This is a genomic window from Streptomyces sp. NPDC017890 (assembly GCF_044328675.1).
Classification (GTDB): domain Bacteria; phylum Actinomycetota; class Actinomycetes; order Streptomycetales; family Streptomycetaceae; genus Streptomyces.
Genome location: NZ_JBIRHU010000158.1, coordinates 1 through 1,247, shown reverse-complemented (window position 1 = coordinate 1,247; position 1,247 = coordinate 1). Strand labels below are relative to the sequence as shown.

Below are 1,247 nucleotides of genomic sequence, written 5' to 3'. Positions count from 1 at the left end.
CATTTATGTTGACCTCGTACCCACTCATAGACGCCCGAGCGTGCGCCTGGAATGTCGCATTGAAGCACGGGGTACCGACAGTCAAGCCCGCTAAATCGCCAGTGCATCGATTCCGATGGCCGAGCGAAGGAGCCTGCGGCGCATATGGAAGAGGTAGACCTGAGATGGTGGCAGTTGAAGAGTGGCTATAGGCGCGAATAAATGGAATTTGGGCGTCGAGAATAGATCGGTATTCGACGCTTCTGTGAAGTACGCGTATCCCCAGCTCGTTCTGAGGTCGATGTGTCGAGAACTGGTGTCGACAATCTATGTCGAATAACCCACAGACCTTGTCTTTTCGACAGAGAAGTTCTTTCAGGCTGCCCACCAGACGATGACGAGGGCGAAGAGGATGCAGCTGAGGATAACGGCAATTTCTGACCTCGCTCCGAGAAACTTTCGGACGCACTTTCGCCGGTCGATGCGAGGCGGTGGTGCCGTCATGGTGTGGGGGAGGGCTGGATCGTGGCTTCGAGTCGGGTGAGGCGTTCTTCGAGGGCGCCGGTGATGGCGAGCAGTCCGAGCAGGGTGGGCTCGGTGATGTCGCTGCCGTGTTGAGCGTGTTTGAGCAGGGTGGTGCGCAGGAGTGAGCACATGGGGGCGTCGTCGCTGATGGGGAGTTGCTCGAGTTTGGCGGTCAGACGCTCGTCGGGGGAGGCCATGGGTAGCTCCTGCACGTGTGGATCATGCAGGCCGAAGGGGCGACTGCCTGCGCGGTGGCAACGGGTGGTGCGCTGGAACCGAGGCGGAAAGCAGCGCACCACAAGGTGATGTTACTGCGTCATTGCTGACCGGTCGGTACGTGGGAGGTAAGTGAGGGCGTCACCCCTAGGTGCGCTGAACTAACGCTGTAATGGTCCGCCGCTACCTGTTGCTGTGGGGCTGAGCGCGTTGCGGGTAGTTCAATGCTCAAGTAGCTGTAACTGTGCGAAGACTGGTAACCGGGGTGGGTGGCACGTAAATTTTCGGGGGCGGCATCACCCGGTCCCCAACGGGTATGGCGAACGCTCCGCCGGTAGCCACCTCTGGTCTATCGGCGGGCGGCCCGCCCCGCAGGTTTCGGCGTGTGGACTGCGATTCGCTGCGCAGGCGGTCAGCGTGGGTTGGGGGTGCGCCACAGTCGCGGGGTGTCGCCGTCTTCGTTGTTGGCGAGGGCCCGGATTCCGTCGGCGTCCTGGGCGAGGATGTCCGCGAAGTGCTGTCGGTGG

General features: G+C 61.3%; 1 protein-coding gene. It reads right to left on the bottom strand.

Annotated features, from left to right (window positions below; translation table 11 throughout):
- Positions 1–479 precede the first annotated feature (479 nt).
- Positions 480–701 carry a hypothetical protein gene (locus ACH4F2_RS36215; protein ID WP_231783652.1) on the bottom strand — a complete coding sequence of 74 codons (222 nt, stop codon included), beginning with the start codon at positions 699–701 and terminating at the stop codon, positions 480–482.
- Positions 702–1,247: the final 546 nt, after the last annotated feature.